The 18,641-nt window shown below is 42.1% G+C and carries 19 protein-coding genes; 1 reads left to right on the forward strand and 18 read right to left on the reverse strand.

All coding sequences use genetic code 11. The features are described 5' to 3' along the window. Positions 1–64: 64 nt before the first annotated feature. From AAEY98_RS16725 to AAEY98_RS16735, 3 genes are all read right to left on the reverse strand, one after another. Entirely contained in the window at positions 65–1,402 is a 1,338-nt protein-coding gene (locus AAEY98_RS16725) for a coproporphyrinogen III oxidase family protein (protein WP_182744146.1), read from the reverse strand. Between the two features lie 275 nt (positions 1,403–1,677). Next, positions 1,678–2,007, reverse strand: coding sequence for a N(4)-acetylcytidine aminohydrolase (yqfB, locus tag AAEY98_RS16730; RefSeq protein WP_182744165.1), 330 nt, complete (start codon positions 2,005–2,007; stop codon positions 1,678–1,680). 67 nt (positions 2,008–2,074) lie between these two features. Continuing rightward, the gene (locus AAEY98_RS16735; protein WP_182744145.1) at positions 2,075–2,944 is read right to left on the reverse strand and encodes an AraC family transcriptional regulator; all 870 of its coding nucleotides are present in this window, start codon (positions 2,942–2,944) and stop codon (positions 2,075–2,077) included. 253 nt (positions 2,945–3,197) lie between these two features. Between AAEY98_RS16735 and AAEY98_RS16740 the strand changes: the two genes are divergently transcribed. After that, positions 3,198–4,361 (forward strand): iron-containing alcohol dehydrogenase, encoded by a 1,164-nt coding sequence (locus AAEY98_RS16740; protein ID WP_162021998.1) that lies wholly within the window; start codon positions 3,198–3,200, stop codon positions 4,359–4,361. 264 nt (positions 4,362–4,625) lie between these two features. On the opposite strand, the gene AAEY98_RS16745 is transcribed toward AAEY98_RS16740, so the two are convergent. From AAEY98_RS16745 to AAEY98_RS16815, 15 genes are all read right to left on the reverse strand, one after another. Further along, positions 4,626–4,958: a DMT family transporter gene (locus tag AAEY98_RS16745; protein ID WP_350979358.1), complete on the reverse strand. Its 333-nt coding sequence runs from the start codon at positions 4,956–4,958 to the stop codon at positions 4,626–4,628. A 340-nt stretch (positions 4,959–5,298) separates the two neighbouring features. Further along, positions 5,299–6,168, reverse strand: coding sequence for an EamA family transporter (locus AAEY98_RS16750; protein ID WP_351018290.1), 870 nt, complete (start codon positions 6,166–6,168; stop codon positions 5,299–5,301). Between the two features lie 239 nt (positions 6,169–6,407). Further along, positions 6,408–6,851, reverse strand: coding sequence for a GNAT family N-acetyltransferase (locus tag AAEY98_RS16755; RefSeq protein ID WP_101087443.1), 444 nt, complete (start codon positions 6,849–6,851; stop codon positions 6,408–6,410). Between the two features lie 92 nt (positions 6,852–6,943). Then, positions 6,944–7,330 (reverse strand): DUF2306 domain-containing protein, encoded by a 387-nt coding sequence (locus AAEY98_RS16760; RefSeq protein WP_351018293.1) that lies wholly within the window; start codon positions 7,328–7,330, stop codon positions 6,944–6,946. Positions 7,331–7,399: 69 nt separating this feature from the next. Next, positions 7,400–8,116 (reverse strand): ZIP family metal transporter, encoded by a 717-nt coding sequence (locus tag AAEY98_RS16765; protein ID WP_101087445.1) that lies wholly within the window; start codon positions 8,114–8,116, stop codon positions 7,400–7,402. A 141-nt stretch (positions 8,117–8,257) separates the two neighbouring features. After that, entirely contained in the window at positions 8,258–9,250 is a 993-nt protein-coding gene (locus AAEY98_RS16770; RefSeq protein ID WP_182744140.1) for an alpha/beta fold hydrolase, read from the reverse strand. A gap of 94 nt (positions 9,251–9,344) precedes the next feature. Further along, the gene (locus AAEY98_RS16775) at positions 9,345–10,268 is read right to left on the reverse strand and encodes a formate/nitrite transporter family protein (RefSeq protein ID WP_351018296.1); all 924 of its coding nucleotides are present in this window, start codon (positions 10,266–10,268) and stop codon (positions 9,345–9,347) included. 282 nt (positions 10,269–10,550) lie between these two features. After that, positions 10,551–11,348 carry an EcsC family protein gene (locus AAEY98_RS16780; RefSeq protein ID WP_101087447.1) on the reverse strand — a complete coding sequence of 266 codons (798 nt, stop codon included), beginning with the start codon at positions 11,346–11,348 and terminating at the stop codon, positions 10,551–10,553. A 249-nt stretch (positions 11,349–11,597) separates the two neighbouring features. Continuing rightward, positions 11,598–12,290: a polymorphic toxin-type HINT domain-containing protein gene (locus AAEY98_RS16785; protein ID WP_351000355.1), complete on the reverse strand. Its 693-nt coding sequence runs from the start codon at positions 12,288–12,290 to the stop codon at positions 11,598–11,600. A gap of 237 nt (positions 12,291–12,527) precedes the next feature. Then, the gene (locus AAEY98_RS16790; RefSeq protein WP_351010888.1) at positions 12,528–12,914 is read right to left on the reverse strand and encodes a septal ring lytic transglycosylase RlpA family protein; all 387 of its coding nucleotides are present in this window, start codon (positions 12,912–12,914) and stop codon (positions 12,528–12,530) included. Positions 12,915–13,172: 258 nt separating this feature from the next. Further along, on the reverse strand, positions 13,173–14,189 hold the full coding sequence (locus tag AAEY98_RS16795; RefSeq protein ID WP_351000349.1) for a formate dehydrogenase subunit gamma: 1,017 nt from the start codon (positions 14,187–14,189) through the stop codon (positions 13,173–13,175). 48 nt (positions 14,190–14,237) lie between these two features. Continuing rightward, positions 14,238–14,834 (reverse strand): formate dehydrogenase FDH3 subunit beta, encoded by a 597-nt coding sequence (gene fdh3B / locus AAEY98_RS16800; protein ID WP_101087451.1) that lies wholly within the window; start codon positions 14,832–14,834, stop codon positions 14,238–14,240. Positions 14,835–14,859: 25 nt separating this feature from the next. Then, positions 14,860–17,709: a formate dehydrogenase subunit alpha gene (locus AAEY98_RS16805; RefSeq protein WP_059745288.1), complete on the reverse strand. Its 2,850-nt coding sequence runs from the start codon at positions 17,707–17,709 to the stop codon at positions 14,860–14,862. A 16-nt stretch (positions 17,710–17,725) separates the two neighbouring features. Then, entirely contained in the window at positions 17,726–17,923 is a 198-nt protein-coding gene (locus tag AAEY98_RS16810) for a twin-arginine translocation pathway signal (RefSeq protein WP_011635548.1), read from the reverse strand. A gap of 50 nt (positions 17,924–17,973) precedes the next feature. Next, positions 17,974–18,639 carry a TorD/DmsD family molecular chaperone gene (locus AAEY98_RS16815; RefSeq protein ID WP_011635547.1) on the reverse strand — a complete coding sequence of 222 codons (666 nt, stop codon included), beginning with the start codon at positions 18,637–18,639 and terminating at the stop codon, positions 17,974–17,976. Between the last annotated feature and the right edge of the window lie 2 nt (positions 18,640–18,641).

Below are 18,641 nucleotides of genomic sequence, written 5' to 3' on the forward strand. Positions count from 1 at the left end.
AAAAAGAGCCTTGAGTATAACAAAAAGGCCGTGATAATCACGGCCTTTGCTAATCTAAACAAGATTACATATCCGTTGCGCCAAGTGGTTGTCGTAATTGGGCGCGCACATTGTCCATGCCGGAGTAAAACTCCTTCATCATCAATAACCCCAACATTTTGCCATTATCAGTTACGATTAATTCGTCTGGATTAACTGGGTCATTTTTAATGGCTCCCATGGCTTTCATTGAGGTCATTTCTTTAAACAACGCAGTGTCTAAATTAACGTTAAAAGTGTCACGGAAATATTTACGCGATAAACGCCCCGAAAACATCCCCAATAAAAATCGATATTGCATCACTTCTTTTAATTGATATTTTTTCTGTTGCTCAACCGCCATACGACCTTCAGCAATACGTTGTTGGTATTTTTTCAGTGAAAAGGTATTCACATATAGCGTGTCATTTAAAAAGCTAAATGAGCCAGAACCAACCCCCAAGTATTCATCAAAATCAATTACATACTCATCAAAACCTTCGTCATTGGTTTTACCAAACGCCCAAGCTGATAATTGAGTATATTGTCCGGTTAAAGTATTTAAAATTTGGCGATACTGATCCATCATTTCGCCCTGAGGGGCAGCTAACGTACCTTTAACACTCTTACGGGTTTGATGGGTGATCATCAATGGATAAGTGGTAATTTGGCGCGGGTCGAGTTTAGACGCCATATCCAGATCGGACTGGATAATCTCCTTGGTTTGGCCACGAAAACCAAAAATCAAATCCACGTTAATGATCGGAAATAGCTCTTTAGCCGCCATAATATTGTCAAAAGTTTGCTGACCTGAGCCAAATTTATCTAAGCGGTCGGTCATTTTTAAAATGCCATCATCGAAGCTCTGTACCCCAATTGACATTCTATCTACTAGGCCTTTTAATTGCTTAAATTCAGGATTAGCCAAATGCTGCGGATCAGACTCACAAGACACTTCTTTAATGCCAGGAAACAGATTTTTTGCATGTTCGATGGTACGAGCTAACTCATCTTCAAGCACGGTGGTCGTGCCACCGCCAATGTACATTGACTCAAACTCATAGCCTAAATCTTTGGCCATTTGAATCTCTTTGCGCAGCGCGACAAAGTATTCGCGTGCTTTATCTTCGCGGAATAAAAAACGGTGGAAAGTACAAAACGAACACAAGGTATGGCAAAACGGAATGTGCGCATACAACATGTACTTTTTACCTTCAACAGGCTTAGGCATGCGGTCTGTAGAAATAGTGTCTAAACGTAAATTTTTATCCACATAATACTGCATGACCCGCTCCATAGAGCTAATCATCCAATTGGGGACGGTAATATTAGATTGATAAGGTTTAATCAACTCCTGGCTGGCTGACTGAATTATTGAAGACATAAAAAATCCTAACTGAATGAGCCCTGAGAGCAAAACCATTGAATAACAAGCGCTAATAAAACACGCATACCGTAAGCAGAAAAACAAAATATCACTTTAGAGATGGCTAAAATGTGAGGTAGCCAATAGATATGCAAACTAGCACGGTTATCATCGCTCATTTGTTAAGCAGATCATGTTTTAGACATTGCTGTTTAGCAATGATGAAAGGATTATCAAGGGAATAAAACAACAATAAACAGCATTGGAAATATTAACTCGCGTTTATTAAAGAGTCACGAGTATGACGCATCAACCAATTTAAATGAAATCATAAACAGGGCTTGCTGATTAGGGTACACAGTTTGTATCAGCTGTTTTAACTCAACCAATGGCAAATTTTCTTGAGTAGCATGAAACTCGTTAATATCATTAAATGCTAATGGCTCAACGGCCAAAATAATGATATCGCACACCTTAATATGGTTTTCGAGCGTAAACACTTCAACCTGACTCCCGGGCCGATAATCATTTTCGCTGGCATCACGAATAGTAATCGTCTTCTGCCCTGATGCGACTAACGGCGTTAAAAACTCAAAAAAAGTAATATGTATGGGGGCTGTCATCATTGGTAACCTTCATTCACACTATGACGTGCCCTCTAGGAGCACATTCGTTAAGCTCAAATCCAAATTATAACCTAGCGCACTCGCCAGGGCTTTGATCAAAGTAGCGTTTAAACTCGCGACTAAATTGAGCCGTACTTTCATAACCCACCTGAGTTGATACCTCTTTTACTTTTAGATTTTGCAACTGTAACAACGCTTTGGCTTTATTAAGGCGAATCTTTTTTAAATATTGTATTGGTGATGAAGCGGTAACTTCTTTAAAGCTACGATGGAATGCCGACGGGCTCATATTCACCAAGCTTGCTAATGTGTCTACTTCAACTGACTCACCATAATGTTTATGAATGTAGTTAAGGGCTTTTTCTACCCTCGATAAACGGGTATGACTTAACGACAACGCATAAAGCGGTGCTGCATTGGGGGAATCCAATAGGCGATATAACAACTCAAGCACTAACGCCTCGCCCATTACTTTTGCTTCTAACGGCGACTGCAACGCTTGTAATAACCGAATAACACTGCAATCCATATCTTCAGTGTTATCAGCAACAAAAAAGCCGCTCTGACGCGATTCGTTTAAATCTTTAGGGATTTGATGATGCTCATCCATTAACCGAATAATGTAATTGAGTTGTACTAAATCAATATCAACCATCAACACCAACACAGGTTCTTCAATACTGGCAAAGGTTTCACATTCTACTGGCAATGGCACTGTCATCACTAAAGAGCGTTGGCGATCGTATTCAAAGGTTTGATTGTCTAAATAAACCCGCTTTTTGCCTTGGCCGACAATAAGCACCCCTTGCGAATAGCACATTGGCCCGCGCGCACCATATTGTGAGCTGCGAAACACATGCACGCCAGATAAATGCGTATCATTGACCCCTTCTTTTGGGGCCAACTGAGCCATTAATGTTGCTATCTCACTCATACCCTTCCTCTCAGAGAAACCTATGGTATCGATACTACCAAAAAAGCAGTAAAAGGTATTAAAATTATCAATAAATAACCATATGCACACAATAAAGATAGGAATAGGTATGAACACGACAGTTCTGTGTATGTTTATTTTGACTCAAAAGGCTATCATAGCCACATGATTTATCGTTGCTGTTGTGTATCATCAATCTATTTACATAATCAGCCACTTATTTGTTTCATCGCTAAACCAAAAGGCACCAATTATGCTTAATTTTGATTATCGTAACCCTACTCATGTTGTTTTCGGTAAAGACCGTATTGCAGAGTTAGACCAACTTGTCCCAGCCAATGCGCGAGTATTAATCACTTACGGTGGCGGCAGCGTACAACGTTTCGGCACACTAGATAAAGTCAAAGCAGCATTAGGTAACCGCACAGTATTTGAATTTGGCGGTATTGAAGCTAATCCTAAGTACGACACACTGATCAAAGCAGTTGAAGTTGCTCGTAAAGAAAACATCGACTTCTTACTCGCTGTTGGTGGTGGTTCAGTGATGGACGGCACCAAATTTATCGCCCTTGCAACTCAGTTTGATGGCGACACGGCAAGCTTATTACATCACGGCTTTACACCAGTTCCAGTGGCGAATGACAAGGTTATTCCACTTGGCGTTATTGCTACCCTGCCGGCTACGGGTTCAGAAATGAACGCCTTTGCAGTCGTAAGCTATCAAGGTGGTAAGTTCCCAGTAAATCACCCATGTGCCTACCCAACATTTGCCATGCTTGATCCTGAATTAACGTTCAGCTTACCAAAAATTCAAGTTGCAAACGGTGTTGTCGATGCGTTTGTGCATGTGCTTGAGCAATATGCGACTTACCCAGTTGATGCCCGCGTACAAGACCGCATGGCAGAAGGTATTATGCGTACCCTCATTGAAATTGGTCCTATCACTGTTGAAGAGCCAACGAACTACGATGCCCGCGCTAACTTAATGTGGAGTGCAACATCTGCCCTAAACGGCATGATAGGCACTGGCGTGCCATTAGATTGGTCTACTCACATGATTGGACATGAGCTAACTGCGCTATTCCATATCGACCACGCACAAACGTTAGCCGTTGTATTGCCATCACTATGGCGTGTGCTGAAAGAGCAAAAACACGCTAAATTAGTGCAATACGCAGCACGTGTTTGGGATATCACTGAAGGTGATGAAGCAAGCCGTGTAGATCAAGCCATTGATAAAACAGAGGCTTTCTTCAAGCAAGTGGGGTTACCAGTACGTTTACGCGATCACGGTGTAACGCAAGAACAACTTAGCCTAGTAGTAGATGCTTTAGAAGCACACGGTATGACGGCATTATCTGAAAGCGGCCAAGTCGATTTAGCTACCAGCCGTAAGATTTTAGACATGGCGTGGTAATAGTGCTTACAACCTAGGCGATCAACCCATTCATCGCTTAGGCTTGAGCTGCTACATCCAAGGCTATGACTAACACTAAACAAAAGGGGCTTAACAATGACTATCATTGCTAAGCCCCTTTTGTTGTGCCTAAAAACGCTGCGCATTAGCACTATTAACGAGAAATGGGTACCGTCGGTTCGAAAAGTGGAGAAAAAAGGGAATAAAAACACAAGGATTCTGCTACGCAATGTCTATGTTATTTGTGATGTACTAACGCTAATACTAATGCGGCGTAACGTTTGAGAATAAATTCATCACAACGACACCAATTAAAATGAACGTCATACCCACCAGCGCACCTAAATCGAGTTTTTGCCCATACATCACCCAAGCGATAGCTGTAATTAACACAATACCCAACCCAGCCCACGTGGCATAAGCAATACCAACAGGAATACCTTTTAGTGCTAAGGATAAAAAATAAAAAGACAACACGTAGCCCACAATAACTACGATTGAAGGCGCCAATTTTGAAAATCCATCACTGGCTTTAAGCGCTGAAGTAGCGACCACTTCAGTTAAAATGGCCACACTTAAAAATATCCAACTTTTCATTTTTCACATTCTACAAAGACAAAATAGCCGGCAAGTATAAAGATTAAACAATAAAAATACAGTCTAGTATTTTATATATCCTTCTGAGTCACTGTACATTTAACAACCACACAATAGGTTGCTAACATTGCCATTTTTAATCGATAACATTGTGGTTCTATACAGAAATAATTGAGCTGGAATTGATGAGCGAGAAGTCACTATTACCGTTTAAGAGATAACATTAAACACACAGCCAGCATAAGCTAGCTGTTGTGGCTCGCAGCACCTTCAGCTATAAGCAAAAGAGAATCTCAATGTAATTAGCAATTGGAACAATCAGTGAGGGTTATAAACAAAGCTACACGCCCATTTCAACGGCTTTTTTAGGCGTGAAACTACTGCCTATTGAGGCAATAATCACCAAACCAATGGCAGACCACTGTAGCAAGGTTAATTGCTCACTTAAAATAATAAATCCAGCCAATGCAGCAATCGCAGGTTCTAAACTCATTAGCACGCTAAAGGCCTGTGTTGGCATATTTCTAAGAGCGATCATTTCCAAAGAATAAGGTAAGGCGCTAGATAACACCCCTACCAATAAACCAAGCGGTAACACTTCCCAGCTAAGTAACGCTAAACCTTGGCTAACGGCGCCTACAGGCACTAACACCACTGCAGCAACAGTCATCCCGAGAGCAACCGTAATACCGCCTGATGCCTGCTTACCAGTACGGGTGCCAAATAAAATGTATCCAGCCCAACATGCTCCCGCCCCCAACGCCATTAATGCCCCGACTAAATCAAGTCCTTGCGAGCTAGATAAATCAGGCAGCAACAGTAAAATCCCTGCAATGGCGCAAGCAACCCAAAACAAATCACTTTTTCGCTTAGAGCTAAATAAAGCCACTGCCAAAGGGCCGGTAAACTCAAGCGCAACCGCAATCCCAAGCGGGATCCGTTCAATGGCCAAATAAAACAGGATATTCATCCCGCCTAAGCACAGGCCATAAATAATAATACTCTGCCAATCTCGACCTTGGGGTAATGCTCGCCATGGACGAAACACCAACCAAAGTACGGCAGCCGCAAAACCTAAACGTAATGCAGTAGTGCCTTCAGGCCCGACCAAGGGAAAAAGTTGCTTTGCTAAAGAAGCGCCGGATTGAATGGTCACCATAGCCAGTAAAACACTACCAACTGCGGTCAGAAGTACACGATTGATTTGCATCTACAATACGCCTAAAAATGAAAAAGCTAAGTGCCGGCATTCTACCTGAGCCATGTCAAACCCTGCAGTATTTATTATCATCATGCACACAAGTCATACCATTGAGTGAATCGCGGTAATCTCTCATAGCTTCATAGCTTCAGAGCTTTCATAGGGCGTTTATCTGTTCATTTACTAATAGTAAGTCGCGATAACAGGCAACATAAGGAAGGCTCGAGCTTTACGCGGGGTTATTTATTTTACGGTGTTTGTAAAAATTTAATAAATTCTATCTTACTGTCGGTTATTGACCCATTATCCTCATAACCGCAGATTTGATAACCACTCGCTATAAGCATCTGTAACATGGCAGGAAATTGATTCATCGATTTAACACTAATAGATTTAAAGCCATTATCAATCGCCCAAGACTCTTGAATAAGTCGCAGCTGAGAAGCAACTTTCATGTTGCGATGCTCAGGAACTACACCGCCTAACCAGCTGTAAAACTGACCATCAGATAACGTATAGCCCACTTTAAACCCCACAGGCTTGTTATCTAATCCTGCCACTAAAATCAGATAGTTTTTGCCTGCTAATCGGTTTTCGATAAGGTCCACAGACATTGCTTTTTCAAACTCTGGAATTTGCGCTAATACCGCCAAAATATCTGATACAGTGCCTGAGCCAAACTGGTATTTCATGAGTCCACCCGTATATGTTTAACCATGTCATCCACTTTCATCGTTAAACTCACATGGATAATAATGTGTAAAAGCGCATTGCAATCAACTGGTTAGCTAAAAACCCAATCATTCAACAATCTACCAGGCATAAAAGCAAAGGTGCCCGCGACAATGAGACCACCACAATACAATATAATCATGCTTCGTTTGTGCCCCCGAACATTGCCTTTTTTAATATAAAAATAGCCCGCAGGAACAGCGTAAAGCGTTAGAAGACTTAACAAATGAATATAGCCAAAGTGATTCAAAAAGCGACTTCCGAGTTGAGCAGGCATAAACAGTGACACGATGGCAGTGAACAACATCAACACCATATAAATTTTGCCTAATGCTTTGTGTTTAGGCGTACCTTTTCTAACAATAAGTAAATAAGTGCCAATGAAAAATGCCGGCACTACAGTGACTAAATGCAGATAAGATAAATTGATGTAATCCATTTGTTTTTATTCCCAGTTCATTACGTTGATGCTTGCAGAATTATTTAGCACGACTATGTAGCACAGAGATCATGACGTGGTTAACATTAATCCCAACATACCAAGACCAAAACCAAATACAGCTCCCATTGGCGGTGCCCAACGTTTTTCAAGTTTTACCTGAGGAGCCAAATCTTGAAATATGGAGTAGAGAATACCGCCTGATGCGAAAAGCATCACTGCCGCAATAATTTCTGGTGACTCTGATAACCACAAATAACCACACATTGCAGCTATAGGACCCAGCATTGCCATTAAACAAAACATGATGATTATTTTTTGGGGTTTATACGCAGAAGATGCATTTAATTCACGGTAGGCACTAAATCCTTCTGGCACATTTTGTAACGCGATTAACGCTGCCAATAAGAACGCGTTGTTACTTCCTGTCGCAAATGCAGCACCCAAAGCGATTGATTCTGGAATAAAATCTGCCAGCATGGCTGCTAGTTGAGAGGCTGGGGTATCTATTTTGTTAAGGTAAATATCAAGGGCCATAAAACTCAGTCCACCAGCCATAAGCCACATACAAGCAGGTAATGGCTTAAGACTCGCTATGCCCTCTGGCACCAAAACTAAAGCAACCGCTGACAATAAAGCTCCGCCGCCAAAAGCCATGACACTGTGCCTAAATTCCTGTTCGAGCCACTCACTGCTCACGTTCTCAAAATGGGCAATTAAAGCGCCTAATGGCATAGCCAAACCAGCAAGCAGTGTGGTTGCTAAAACAGTTAGCAGCAAAGACATGTTTTAATCCTTTAAAAGGTATAACGCCGCAGTAATTTGCCATAATCGGTTTAAGCCATACAATTATGGAACCATTTTTGGCCATAATAAGTACAGCGAATACACAAAAATGCTAGCGATTTAAGCCAGGTTTTATGTTTATTATTGCTCAAGAGCCTGATGAAATGCTTTTATGAAAACATCATAGTCTTCAAACTGGGGCATATGACCTAATCCTGGCAACTCAATCAGTTTTGAACCTTTAATCAATTTCTGAGTATTAATACCCAGATTTTTATAGTCGCCTAATGTTCTGGTTACACCTTCTTTTAACCACCCTCTACCTGGGCCGGTTTTATCTCTGGTGCCAATAATAAGCACTGTTTCATTGTTAATTTGTGAAAACCTATCGACAATGTTTTCTGAAAAAATCGGGCCGTAGGTTAAGGCATTATTCCAAGCAACAACTTGCCAATCATCCCCAGCAAGCATTCCTCTCACAGGCTCTAACAGCTTCTCGTATTCGCTTGACCATTTGCCATCATAATAATTTTTCTTCTGATAGTTTCTCGCTTTATCGAGTGTTTTAGCGAGCTCATTTTTATAAAAAAAGTTAACATCTTTAAACTGCACATATTTGCCGTAATCTTCTAAACCAATAGGGTTAATCAGAATCAATTTATTAACCGCACTAGAATAATTAGCCGCAAATGTAGTCGCTAACATCCCGCCCATTGAGTGACCAACAAGATCAAATTTTTTGATATCTAAACTGTCCAATAATAACTTGGTATTTAAAGCTAATTGGCCGAAACTATACTGATAAGCATTTGGTTTTGAAGATTTACCAAAACCGATTTGATCTGGAATAACGACTCGGTATTTTCTTTTTAGCAGGTCATTTGCAATCCTTTCCCAGTAATAGCCTGAGAAATTTTTACCATGCAACAACACGATGACTTTGTCTGCATTTTTATCACCAATATCCATATAACGCATTTTTAAATCTTTATTTTGCGAGTTAACATTAAATGTTTTAACTTCAAAGGGATAATCAAACCCATCTAACTCTTTGTTATACTTAACCGGACTTGCAGCCAATGCCTGTGATACCACCGCAAATAGCGTCATTAATACCAAACAAAATTTCTTCATATTACCCTCATTCAAATAAATCATTCACAAACAACAAAACGCACCATGACAGCCATTTTGATTTAAAACAACCTCGCTTTTTTCAACCGTAAACCTACATCTCTTGTCGAACTTGGCCATAAGCTAACATCGCAAACAGCCCTGTACCGCCAATGATGTTACCCACTAACATAGGGCCGATATGGTGCGACAACGCAGTAAAAAAATTCATTTCACCATTAAGTACCAAACTAAATATTTCATTAGACCCGGCAATAACGTGAGTAAATTCTCCAGCAGCAATGAGCCATGTAAACATAATAATGACCAACACTTCAGACCCTTTGGCCGAGGGTAGCATCCACACCAGTGCGGCAATAAAAAAGCCTGCTGGTATGCCGCGCATTAATGTCTCTGAAGGCGTTAACTCTGCAACATGGCGAGATATCTGGAGGATAGCGGTAAGGATGTCTTCTGTCAGTATGTTACCGTGCACGACAATTGCCGCCGTGAAAAACGTGCCAACAAAATTTGCTGCTAACACAATTCCCCATAAGCGAGCGGTGCAAACAAGAAGATGTTTTGTGGTGTTAGCGAGTAGCGGCAGCACCACGGTGATGGTGTTCTCAGTAAAAAGTTGCAGCCTTGCGAGAATGACTAAGACAAAACCAAAAGTGTAGCCAAGGCTTTCGATGATAGACAAATAAGGATGATCGGAGCCTATGTTGCTGCGGATAATACCTTCGGCCAAAACAGACGCTGAAATGCCGATACCAGCCGCTATTCCTGACCACCACAACGACATCAACGGCCGATCGAGTTCTTCTTGACCTTCACGCAAAATAATAGAATAAACCGTAAGCGATGAAAGACTGCCATGTTCAATCACTGCATCACGCTCAGATCCTGTCAGCGATATCTCTGGTTGCGTCGGCTGACTCTCGCGTACTTCACGCATCTCAACCTTGTCGCCACACTTTGAATCACTGGTTATTGTCGATTGGGTATTTTCGGTCTGTTCCGGTCCGTGCAGTGTCATATTGATATCCTTTTCTGGCTTAAATTTAGCTTGAGGTCCCATTTAAGTACATAAAGAATAGATGCTTTATATCATCAATTCAACAAACGTTACCGCCTCACAAATGACCTATCAATACATTATTAATAAGTCATGTATTGATGGTCTACTGCGATGCTTATTGAACCTCTACTAGGATTAACCGATGGAATAAGTAAATCCAAATCAAAATTATTGCCAAAATTCAAAGCACATTTGTCATTTACTAGCCGAATAAAAACGGGTTAATTTCACGAATTATGGTTATTGATTACCATTTTTAGGTAACGACTGATAAGCACTTTTTACGGTTTCATACCCATATATACGCTCTAATTTTCGCACAATAAAATGACCTCGGGCCATATCTTGAAAGTGATCAATAAACAAAGTATTGATTATTGCACCGCCTGCCGCACCGATAGCAGGTACAGCTTGTGCCGCTGCTTTTTGAGTCACTTGAACACCAAATTTTTCAGCGATTTTAGTAATAAGTTTGACTAAAATAGGCGCGGCTTCGTCGGTAATACCTTTTTTGACCATAAACTCAGCGGCTTCAGATACTGATTTTGCTAGGGCAGCTCTTACTGCAAAATATCCCGATTCACTACCATCATCTAAATCACTTTCGCCCCCTAGTGCGAACACCTCTAAACAAGCCATTTTTGTTTCTAGAGTAGTAATAAACTCACCTTCACTACGAGCAATATCAGCTATAGAACGCAACATTATTGATGTCGAAATAGGAAGTTCAACCGCTATTGCAGCCAAGCCAAAGAAACCACCCACACCACCACTAGCAGCTACGCCTAATTTATGCCAAAGATTAGATGATTCTTCTCCGGGAATATCTTTCATAGTAAAGATTGCCGCTTCAGACGCTTTAATTAGCGACTTTTCGGTCACTTTAGCGATATTTTTATTCCAGTTATCCGGTAGAAGCGCTAACCCTTTCTCAATAGGGGTACCGATTAAATTCGTTATTTTTACCGCTAGACCAGGATTTTCTAATAGTGATTTAGCAACTAAAAGCTCTTTTTTATGTGATTCTGAAATATTCAAATAACCCCCTTAGTTGTGAAGTAACGTAGTGCTGCGATTGTGTTTTGCACCTCAAGAAGCGCTTATCACCAATTTGAAGTAAAAGGACATTGGTTGCAAATCAACTTAACGCGCTTATTCGACAATATTCCCACTGCGCCATTGTATTCAAAACAGCGGACACGGCTTTAGCCTTAGACAGCTCAGGTTAATTTGGTAAACAAATAGTGTTGTGGACTTCATAAATGATGGGAAAAATGTTGCTAGGAATTATTTATCTAACGCGGGTAAATAGCCACGACCTTCTTTAGGCAAATTACTCACGCCTTCAGTGGTGTCATTTAGCGCGCTGCCATAATTATCACGACAGTAAACACAAGGGCTCATTTTATTCACAAAACGACCTTTTTTGGTATATTTCCTCAAATATGCGTGTGAAATATCTACATTACCTCGATGTAATTCAACGACATTACCCACTTTTTGTCTTAAATCACTTATAGCTGCATCTTCTGCGCACATGTTGTCATTGGCACGGCCCCAGCCGATGACTTCTTTGCTGGGATCGCGGTGTAAATATTTAGCCGCGGCCCAAGGGCCACCGTGGTGACCGGTTGGTTTACCATCGGGGAAATTTGAGGGCCTATTGGCCAGCTCGTATGCAATACGTTCAAGCTTATCGGCTGGGGCTCTATCACAGAGAGTGTCATGAAACGCAGGACGCGCAGTGGTGACAAAATAATTATGATTATGGCTTATTTTTAAATCGCGGCAATGGGCTGAACTTTCAACTTTATTTATGCTTTCTATCTTAGCTACTGCATCACTGCAGGCTAATATTTGGTCACCCACATTCAGATCTACAGCCTTTATCCATTCCTTTGTAATAAGGTAAAAACGATGTGCTTCGACAACAAGCATCGACGTTTTTAATTCACCTATAGAATATTCAATCTCGATCATATCTTCTGCAACACTTCCACATAGTTTTTTAATCTGGTTAATTTCGCAGCCTATTACATTACAATTTAAATAATGACTTACTGTTAAACCGACTCTTATAAAAGCTCAGCTAAAGAAAGCGAAACCAAACCATATGTTAAACGTTCGCCTATGAAACCGACCATACGGCCAGTTGGTTAGCAAACTGGATTATCTTCGATGCCAGGTCAGCAAGACATATTGCGCCATAGAAAAGTGCTAACGAACGACTTCAATGTTAACGTCAATTAAACCACTAGATATATTGCCAATACTGCTGAAGGCAGACTTTGAAAGATCAATGATGCGCCCTCTAACAAACGGACCACGGTCATTAATTTTAACGATAACACTTTTACCATTATGGGTATTAGTCACTTTGACATTAGAGCCAAATGGTAGCGTTTTATGCGCAGCGGTTTTTTGATTATGCTGATAGATATCACCGCTTGCAGTCTTGTTGTTTTGATGTATATCACTATAGTACGAGGCTTTACCTGACTCAGTGAAACCTATCCTATCTCCACTACCTGATTGGATAGTAGAACAACCTGCCAATATAAAGGCAAAGAGTAAAAATTGAATATTTCGAGAAATGGCTATCATTGTTTGTCTTTTAGTTTTGTCACACAACAAGCCTATAGAGCGACTCGTTTTCTAGTGATTTAATAATATCCTGCACACTAACTGAGTTTGAACAGTGATTCAAATTAAACCGCCATCATCTACTACAAGCAATTCCACTCATTACAAAGGTCTTAAAGTTATTAACGTGCCAACAGCAATAAAAAACACCTTGTTAGTTACCCAACAAGGTGTTTTATCTCTGCCATCAATCTGGTGTATTAACACCAGAAAGCAGGGCTACTCTTTGTATTTTAAGCTGCCATCGGCTTTGATTTCGTCGTACCACACATTGTGGTGTTGCGAAGCCCAGTTTTCGTCACAATAGCCAGATACCATACACTCCATACCGCCTTCACTGAGTACGGTTGCCATCCAAATATGTACTATGGTAAATGCGATTAATATCGTCGCACTTAAGCCATGTACAAGTAAGGCGAGCATTGACAGTTCGCGCGGTAAATCCAGTGTTGGAAACACTAACATTATGCCTGTTATGCTGATGCTTAGACCAAAAATAGCTAAGGTCCAAAACCACATTTTTTCACCCGCGTTAGCAAATCCACTGTCTGGATGCTTGCCTTTAAACGGACCAAAATTAATGTAGCCACCCACCACTAAAAACCATTTCAAGTCATACATTTTGAAGGTTTGTAGTGGCATCCACTTAATAATACACAACAGCCAAGACACCATAAAAATGGGGCTAGACCAGTCATGGGCAAACTTGCTAAAGGCGATAATCCCCGCCCAAATACCGTCACCGACATAAGGGGCTAAGAAATGGCGTCCGAGCATAATGATTATACCGGTTAGCATCATGATTAAGCATGAAACTGCCATAGTCCAATGTAACCAGAGATCACTTTTACTCCAACGAAGTACCATTTTGCCCGAAAAGCCTTTACTCAGTTTTGATGGACCATTAACGAAGTAAAACACTAAAAAGGCTGCAAAAACACCGACAACGGCTAAGCCGAGTGCGGGTTTCAGGTAGGTATTTCGCAATATCTTGCCTTCGTTACCCGATACATTTATCAGAACATCAGCATCAAGGCCTTTGTCTGTACTATATCCCGGTTCGCCGGCTTTTACTGCGCGCCAGAGATCTGCATCACTGGTTTTAGACTTTGCTTGTTGCTGACTTGATTGTTCATCGGCGGCATACACCATTGATGTAACCAACCCCAATCCCATACACAGAACCAACAGAGCAAACATCCTGCGCAGTGATTTGTTTAACGTTAAAGTTAACATTGTCACTCCTTATATGACTGCGAAAATTATCGCAGCCATTGCTCTGGGTTAGATCATTTCGCCGGTTTTAGGATTGTAGCCCCAAATTACATTTGGATTACCGCGTGCAGCCATACGTTGACGGTAAATGTCAGACACTATGCCTGCATCGCCGGCTAACAATGCTTTGGTTGAACAAAGCTCTGCACACATTGGTAATTTGCCTTCTGCAATACGGTTTGAACCGTATTTTAGACGCTCGGCTTCTGAATGATCTTCTTCTGGGCCACCAGCACAGAAAGTACACTTATCCATTTTGCCACGGCTACCAAATGCAGACTTCTTAGGGAACTGCGGTGCACCAAATGGGCAGGCATAGAAGCAATAGCCACAACCGATACAAGTATCTTTGTTATGTAGCACAATGCCGTCTTCGGTACGGTAGAAACAGTCGGCTGGACATACAGCCATACATGGTGCATCGGTACAATGCATACATGCTACTGAGATTGACGCTTCTCCTGGTTCACCATCATTAAGCGTTACCACGCGGCGACGCTGAATACCCCACTCTAAAGCAGAGTCGTTTTCGTTTTTACATGCTGTGACGCAACCGTTACACTCGATGCAGCGTTTGGTGTCACACAGAAATTTCATGACTGCCATAATGGCTTATCTCCTCATCAAGTGTTTAGGCTTTGCTTATCTGACACAAGCTAGACTTGGTCTCTTGCATTTGCGTTACGACATCATAACCATAGGTCATTACGGTATTGGCAGATTCGCCAATCACATAAGGCACGGTTCCTTCAGGGTAGTTTTTGGCTAAACTCTTGCCTTCAAATACGCCTGCAAAGTGGTATGGCATAAAACATTCACCTGCAATAACACGTGGTGTAACCATTGCCTTAACAGTAATTTTTGCACCTTCTGGACTGTGAACAAATACGTCATCGCCATCACGTAAACCGCGATCTGCAGCGTCTGCTGGATTGATCTCGATAAACATTTCTTGCTGCAATTCAGCAAGCCAAGGGTTACAACGGGTTTCTTCACCACCACCTTCGTATTCAACCAAACGTCCGGTTGTTACGGCTAGTGGGTAGTCGGTAGCAAAATCCTTGTCTTGAATTGTTTTATAAAGCGTTGGTAGACGAGCCACCATACGATCTTCATAAGTAGGGTATTTAGCCACTAAGTCACGACGAGGGGTATATAACGGTTCGCGATGCAATGGAATATCGTCAGGGAAGTTCCACACAATACAACGCGCTTTAGCGTTACCGTAAGGAATACAACCATGCTTAATTGCCACACGTTGAATACCGCCAGAGATATCAGTTTTCCAGTTTTTACCTTCAGCTTTGACTTTTTCTTCTGCTGTTAGGTCGTCCCACCAGCCAAGCTGCTTAAGCATGTCGGCAGTAAACTCTGGGTAACCATCTTCAATTTCAGAACCTTTAGAGAAAGAGCCTTCAGCAAGAATGTTATTGCCTTCGTGCTCCACACCATAACGCGCGCGGAAGTTACCACCACCGTCTTTCACTTCACGTCCGGTGCGATACAAGATTTGCGTGCCCGGATGCTTGTTTTCAGGTGTGCCCCAACATGGCCAAGGTAAACCATAGGTTTCGCCTTTAGCTGGGCCGCCAGGTGCTTCAAGTGAGTTTACGTCGAAGGTGCCCCAGTTTTCTTGGTGCATTTTCAAACGCTCAGGGCTTTGGCCTGTATAACCAATAGTCCACATACCGGTGTTAAATTCACGGGTAATGTCTTCCACTAATGGCTCATCGCCATTAACCTTGATGTGCTTACAGAATTGGTCCGCAACGCCCCATTTTTTGGCCAGTTTATACATGATGGTGTGATCAGGTAATGACTCAAATAATGGTTCGATAACTTGCGTACGCCACTGCAGTGAACGGTTGGAGGCTGAAACCGAACCGTAGGTTTCAAACTGAGTTGCCGCAGGTAATAAATACACTCCATCTTGGCGTTCGTGCATAACACCCGCCATGGTTGGGAATGGATCAACGACCACAATGGTATCCATTTTATTCAGTGCTTCACGGATTTCACGACCGCGAGTTTCGGTGTTAACTGACTGACCCCAAAAGAACCCCAGACGAATATTGTCTCGTTGAGCAATCTTGGTTTTGTCTTCTAACACACCATCATGCCAACGCGAACAAGGAATACCCGCAGATGTTTGTGGAGATTGACCTAAGTATTCACCTTGGTCAAAACGCTCGGTGATCCACTTTGGTTCAAGGTCCCACACATTAGCCCAATGGTCCCATGCGCCAGACGTTAAGCCGTAGTAGCCTGGTAAGTTATCAAATAACAAACCAAAGTCAGTCGCACCCTGTACGTTATCGTGACCACGGAAAATGTTAGTTCCGCCGCCTTCTATACCCATGTTGCCAAGGGCAAGCTGTAAAATACAGTAAGCACGAGTGTTAGCATTACCAATGTGATGCTGAGTCCCACCCATACACCACACGACTGTGCCTGGCTTAGTTTCTGCCATCATTTTAGCAACACGGTACATTTGTGCTTTTGGCACACCGGCAATATGTTCGACTTCTTCTGGAGTGTATTTTTTCACTTCTTCTTTGATACGTTCCATGCCGTATACACGTTGAGAAATGAATGAATCATCTTGCCAGCCGTTTTCGAAAATGTGCCATAACAGACCATAAATAAATGGAATGTCAGTACCTGGACGAATATGGACATATTCATCAGACTTAGCCGCTGTACGGGTAAAGCGTGGATCAACTACGATGATTTTGGCACCGCGTTCTTTACCAATCAAAATGTGTTGCATCGCCACTGGGTGAGCTTCACATGGGTTAGAACCAATAAACATCATGCATTTTGAATTGCGGATGTCGTTAAACGAGTTAGTTTGCGCACCGTAGCCCCAAGTGTTTGCAACACCGGCTACCGTGGTAGAGTGACAAATACGAGCAGAGTGATCGACGTTGTTCGTGCCCCACATTGCTGCTAATTTGCGATACATATAAGCTTGTTCGTTTGAAAATTTAGCACTACCCATAAAGTAAACTGAATCAGGACCAGACTCTTGACGAATCGACTCCATTTTGTCGCCTACTTCATTGATGGCTTGATCCCATGATAGACGCTTCCATTTACCACCTTCTAGCTTCATTGGGTATTTTAAGCGTTTTTCACCGTGACCATGCTCACGTAATGCTGCGCCTTTAGCACAATGTCCACCTTGGTTAAATGGATGATCGAACGCAGGCTCTTGCCCTGTCCACACACCATTTTGAACTTCAGCATACACACCACAACCTACTGAACAATGTGAACAAATAGTTCGTTTTATTTCGGTAGGTGCATTGTGCGGTACATCTTTAGCTTCTGCTTTACGCATCATACCTGCGCCAAGCATTGAAGCCGCTGCAATACCACCGGTCGCCAAACTGGCAGACTTGAGGAATTGACGTCGGTTAAGACCTAGGCCTGACTTTTCAGCTTTAGTGGCCGTGTCTGTTTTGCGGGTTAATCGCATCACACACTCTCCTTTGTTATTTGCTTAACGAAGCATAGTAATTGCGAATATGCTCAGTTTCGCGATAGTTATTACCCGTAGGCTCTTCTGTAGACGGTTTAGTGACTTGAGCAAGTGCGGGTGCACTGACACTGGCCACAGCACCTGCCGCACTGCCGAGCGCTAATGCTTTGAGCATTTGGCGACGACCCATGTCGGAAGCTTGCTTTTTCATATGGTCTCCTTGTTAAAATAAAGATGGGGCTGAATAAGCCGTCATCCAGTTTAGTTAATTTGTACAACCTCTTCTTCAAGCGGATCTAAGTCAGCACTACCTGGACAATTCACCGGAATATCCAAACTCAGTTGTTCAAATTCATTGGCTTCAGCGGTAAAAAATGCTTTAGCTAATTGCGCGACGTTTAGGTAAAAATTTGCACTAGGTGTTTTAGCCAAATTATCGCAAAAACGTATAATCCAACTGCCAATATGGCGTTGATAAAACGCTAATTGACGGTAACCTGGTGCTTCCAAAATTAAGCAGCCCATGACTTCGCATAATGCGGCGACATGGTCTTCTGGTTCTTTTACATTCTCTTCACGTTCAAAGCCTAGTAGCATCAGGTCACTCCGCAATGCCGCTAAGGGTTTATCCATTAAAGAGCCAGTCATAAACCAGCTGCCATAAGGCATAATCTCACCACTGCCTACGCCTAAGAAAATGGCAAAGTATTCATCTTCTAGGGTGTTGGTATCACTATTTTCTGCTGCCAGTTTTAACGCATTCCATGCTTGACTCATGGTATTGCCATCCTCGGCCTCTACCTCTAAACCAGCTAAAAACTGTAATAACTCAGTATTGGGTTGGCGACGAAATAACGCAGCCAGCAACTGATATATATCGGCTCTTAACTGATCATTTTCACTTACTTGTCTTCCTGTTTCTGTCATAG

The sequence above is a fragment of the Shewanella sp. AC91-MNA-CIBAN-0169 genome, assembly GCF_040310165.1.
Lineage (GTDB): Bacteria > Pseudomonadota > Gammaproteobacteria > Enterobacterales > Shewanellaceae > Shewanella.